Consider the following 5,036-nt stretch of genomic DNA (forward strand, 5'->3'; position numbering starts at 1 on the left):
CGCTACGACAAACTGGAGAAAACCTATATGGGATTCGTAAATGTCGCTGCATTAGTGGATTGGGTTAAATTTGATTTTGTCCACGCGGCCTAGTAAATCCAGAACCGCGAACAAAACAACTGATCTTCGGGCCAACCAGACTAATCGGGCCCAACGAAATAATTGCCTAGGCCGTGTACGGATCAAACCCGCGACGTATCGGCTATCTGAATTCGGGAGCGGGAAAGACCCTTTCCCTCCTCACCAATCACTTCGGTCTCGAAGCGATCGAAGCGGCGAGGGTCCACATGGCACGCTGGAAAAACGAGCTGACCTTCTAATGGACCAAGCAGAACCTCTGTATCAAATCTTGCTACTGCACGAGCGATAACGCTGAGAAACCCCAGATATTGATTGTAGTCTGCGCCGACCTTATGATGACAAGCCTCACAAAGACCACCGAACTGGCCGAGAATCTGTCCAGAATCATGCAAGTCGTTAGCGTCAACACATTTCCTTAATGCTCTGTTTACCTATCAATTGTTTAATAATATAATAATTTTCTAAATACAATGAAAATCCAACCAATTACTGCCCAATGACTTTCAGTCATACACCAGCAATACATCATCTAATTTACAGTATTATCTTTAACTCGTTATACTGCTATACTCCAAATCGCAATCTGACTCTAATTTCCTCACGAAAAACTCTTTTAAGAGTTACCCAAACAACTAAACCTACAGCAATTTTCCTGATAAAATACTGAATCCGAAAAGATTTATATATTAAAACCCAGCCCACATGAACCACTAAAAGCCTATCACAAACAGCGACACGCCTAGCCGGCTGTCATGACAATCTCAACAAAGAAGCATCACTGGTCTATCAATTCTCTTATAGATTTTTTAATAAAACTTCCTACCGGAACGACGATCGATATAAATAATACTATTCCAACAAAAACAAAACCGATTAGAAGCGGCTTAAGTGGCTCAGCAGATTCTGCTAGCAAACTCGAGAATCTAGCTATGCCTACGTGCAAGCCAATTGCTCCTAGAATTGTTGCAAGCAAAGCAGAATAAATAAGCTTAGCTCCATAAGTAATAGACAATCTCCACATGCCACAACCATACAAAAGCCTCACCCCGGTTTCCTTTTGCTTCAAAACACATTGATAATAAGAGAATGCGAATGCACTAACAAATAAAAATAAAGCTATTACAACAGCAGAAAAAGTCAAAATTGATAACAACAATTTTGCAGTACCCAAAGGGCCCGCTTGAAACACTCTGTAAGTAACTAAATCGTAGATTCGCTTGTCGTTGTTCCTAGATAACAAGGCCGTATTGAGCTCCTTGCCCAACTCAGCCAAAGAGTTCTCATAGCTAAAAAAATACCGAATATGGCCCCACCCGGCTTGCGCTTGACTAAGATATATCCCTGCGTTCGCGGCTTCGCTGCGTAGCTTACCCGCACCACGCATATTCACATCCTCCACAACCCCCACCACCTCGACCCTCTGTCCTGCCCAAAGCGTCATCCGCTTTCCTACGGCATCACCAACAGATCCGAAATTTAGCTTGGCGAAAGTCTCGTTTACAACCGCAACACCACTGACTTCGCTCAAATCAAACTGATTGAATACGCGACCAGCTAGAACCGCTATCCCAGCCATGCCGAAGTAGTCTCCTCGCACAACGTTCACAAAGGACTGAGGGCAACTAGCATCCGAGTAACACTCGTGTCCTTGAATCTGATAAGTGTATCGAGGCAACGGTTGCAAGCCATAATATTCAATTGACGCACAATATTCCGATACCGATGACACTTCGTTTATCGCAGACTCTATTGCTTTGAGATACTGGTCCTTCTCTTTGGCTGTAGGATATTCATTTGGATTGATCGAAAGTATTGTTGTAGCAATCCTATCGTTCTTAAAAAGAGTCCCTTCATCAATCGATCGATTAATACCCTCTCCCACCAAAAACGCTCCGCTAATCGAAATAATAGCAACCAGTGCTTGTATCGCAATTCCAATACAAGCGAACCATCCACCGTTACTCCGCGAAGCTGTTCTTTCGTTTTTCTTTAAAACATTGAACAGAGTCGATCCACGAAGTTGATACTCTGCAACAACCCCAGAAAATGATGTTGAAATTATGAAAATGACAATAAAATGAGCAAAAGTATTCAAACCCAATGAGAAGCCCATCCATTGTTTACTGAAGGAATCGGTGACAAACGGGGAAAAAAGATGTGCCATTCCAAAATAGATCACAATACCCAACAACGTTCCACATAAGTTCAAGAAGACGCACTCGGTGAATATCTGTCGCCGAATTTGACTGCGCGTTCCACCCAATGAAAGACGCGTGGCGAACTCCACCATCCGCGCACTTACTCCTATCGATGTCAATAATGTGGCATTTCCCACACCTACCAAGAATAAGAAAAACGCAAAAACGTATAATACAAACAAGACGGACTGAGTCTGATCTCCTATGTAGTATTCTTTCCAATAAAAAACTTCCGGACCCATGCTCGATTTCATCCTCTCTCCATTCGCATCACGCAAACGGGGGACCAAAGGCTCTAGTTGGGCTATCGTGGAATTTACACTGGCTCCATCCGCTAACAAAGCACAAAGTTCTACGCTCTCGATGTGCCCTGTTTCGTCAAAGATCGTATCCGTATTCAGCGGAACCCATAAATCTGCTTCCCAAGGAAAGTCAAATCCCTCCGGCATCACGCCCATAATCTGTCTGTTGCGACCCGCAATCCGATAAAGGCTTCCAATTACCTCTGGGCTAGAATCGAACTCTTGTTTATAAAGCTCTTCACTAATCAAAGCCACATCAGTAATCCCCAGCGTGTCGGTTTCTTTGGGAAAAGACCGCCCCAAGTGCGGATCAGTATTGAATATTGAGAAAAAATCAGATCTAACAAATGCAACATTTACCGTTCGACTTCCACTATCTACAACTATATCAGCATTCTGCAGTGCAACTGGAGAAGCATACTGAAGCCCAGGCGTCGATTTAATTACCGTATTCACTTCATCCAGAGGAATCCCCTCCCAATCTCCACTTTGATGGTCAAATAATCCAATGGAAACAATACGATCCTCATCTCCAAACGGACTCCCGACTATTACAGAGCTATCGTAAAGAGCGAACGCAGCGGAAAGGACCGCGATTCCAACTGCGTATGAAACGACGATAAACACGGATAGATTGCGCGTCGATTTTTTAAACCAAGTACGAATGAATATCGAAAAGTTCATTTTAATTGAGAATCTATATTCTGTTTATTGTTTCTTTAATTGTGGAGTACGAAACGAACCAGTAATAGTCAACAGTCAGCAACAAGCATTTGTACAATATCTTCATCTGTTCAATTGTGAAAACCACCAATAGAGCTCACTTCAATCTTGGCTGCCTAGCAACTACTGACGCACACGGATCGGATCCGCAACTCGAACTCTCCGAAAACAATTTAGAGAGTGTCCAATAAGTCCGTTTTAGGCAAGTCTCTCGGTCATCAGTCTAGTCATCGCAATGTGGTTCATGACTTGCGAGGAATTTGTCGTGCGTTCATAGTACTCGCTGAACCTGCAGCTGTTCTCCAGCCAGGCGAAGGTACTTTCGACTATCCAGCGCTGAGGCAGAACACTGAAGCCCTCGATCTTGTAGTTTCGCCTGAAGATCTTTAGGTCCACGCTGCGATGTATCCGTTTCTCGGAAACGTACTCGACCGGCTTTTCCCGGTATCCATCGTCGGCCCAGATCGTGCTGAACCATCCGTACTCGTTCTCAAGCTTGTCTAGGACCATTCGAGCCCTGTTGCGGTCCTAGATCGACGCCGAGTGCACCACTCAGGCGAGCACGAGTCCAAGCGTGTCCACGAGTAGATGCCGCTTCCTTCCCTTAGCTTTCTTTCCTGCATCATTGCCGCGAACCGCGCCTTTGCGAGCAGTTTGCACGCTCTGCTAGTCGATGATCACGGTAGTGGGAGGCTTTTTTTACCAGCCCTGCAGTGCGCGTGGCCGCGAAGCTAGCGTGCAGCCTCTCCCAGAGGCCCTCCTTCTTTAACTTCGAGGAGTAATGGTAACAAATGCGCCAGGACCGCAGGTCCGTGGTGTCATTGACCAGGCGACTTCTCCTCGAACGATGTAGAAGATCGAGTTGAGCACGCATCTCTTGCCGTAGCAGGCGGCTCGCCCTAGCTTAGCTAGGCCCGATATCATCAGTTCCAATTCGCTCAATTCCCTGTCGGTGGGATCGCTGCTGCAGCCTTCTTCCTTCATCGACTCCTCAGTGTAGGAACCTCTTCGCGAAAAGAGCCAACAAAGTGAACCGAAAAGCGAAAAAGTTCGCTCGGAAGGTTGTTTCAGGACTTACTGGACACTCTCCTAGAGATTCTAGACGAACAGAAAACAAGATTAAGAGGGAAGCGATTGACTTCGACTTCATCAATAAGATTCATCTCCCGATTTATCCTGAGTATCAGAATCATTCAAAACATGCAACTACCGCTAATCGATGATAAGGGCACTCATGCTTACAATCTTTCTCGCTCTAAAAACATTACTGCCGAACGCCAGACTCGAACCATATTTATCATGTGCGTATAATCACAACGATAAGATCGCTAAATGGCTCGCATTGGCAAATGCAATTAGAAATCTATCAGAACAATAAAAGCGTTATTTTCGGAGCATCAAAAGCATATAACTAGAGAACTTACGATTATTCTTTGAGACGAGCAACTTAGGTCTAAAAGAATGCAATTATTGTCCGACATTCAAAGAACCTCAACGATTGCGTAATTGTAGACAGCGCACTTGGACGTTTTTAATATTATTAGCTAATAGCATATAAATCCGCACTTATTTACTAAGTGGAAAGGATTCCACAGACTGCACTGCCCAATAAATGATATTAGTATGCAATATTGCACATAAGAAGCAGTCGAGTCAGCCCTCTCGAGCAAGTGGAACTGATCAAGCTTTTGCTTGCTGGATCCACAGTCGTAGCCGCTGCGGAGATGGTCGG

Annotated in this window: 3 protein-coding genes; 1 reads left to right on the forward strand and 2 read right to left on the reverse strand. The window is 44.7% G+C overall.

The genetic code is table 11. The annotated features are described in order from the left end of the window. Nucleotides 1–173 precede the first annotated feature (173 nt). Entirely contained in the window at nucleotides 174–320 is a 147-nt protein-coding gene (locus QEH53_RS23275) for a hypothetical protein (protein WP_309025634.1), read from the forward strand. A 536-nt stretch (nucleotides 321–856) separates the two neighbouring features. On the opposite strand, the gene QEH53_RS23280 is transcribed toward QEH53_RS23275, so the two are convergent. Then, nucleotides 857–3,265, reverse strand: a complete 2,409-nt coding sequence (locus QEH53_RS23280; RefSeq protein ID WP_309025635.1) for an ABC transporter permease — start codon at nucleotides 3,263–3,265, stop codon at nucleotides 857–859. Between the two features lie 237 nt (nucleotides 3,266–3,502). Continuing rightward, the gene (locus tag QEH53_RS23285; RefSeq protein WP_345785750.1) at nucleotides 3,503–3,814 is read right to left on the reverse strand and encodes a transposase; all 312 of its coding nucleotides are present in this window, start codon (nucleotides 3,812–3,814) and stop codon (nucleotides 3,503–3,505) included. Nucleotides 3,815–5,036: the final 1,222 nt, after the last annotated feature.

This window comes from Pelagicoccus sp. SDUM812002, from assembly GCF_031127835.1.
Lineage (GTDB): Bacteria > Verrucomicrobiota > Verrucomicrobiia > Opitutales > Opitutaceae > Pelagicoccus.

Coding starts and splice junctions, on each gene's coding strand:
- QEH53_RS23285 (WP_345785750.1), bottom strand. CDS start 3,814: ATGGTCCTAGACAAGCTTGAGAACGAGTACGGATGGTTCAGCACGATC.
- QEH53_RS23280 (WP_309025635.1), bottom strand. CDS start 3,265: ATGAACTTTTCGATATTCATTCGTACTTGGTTTAAAAAATCGACGCGC.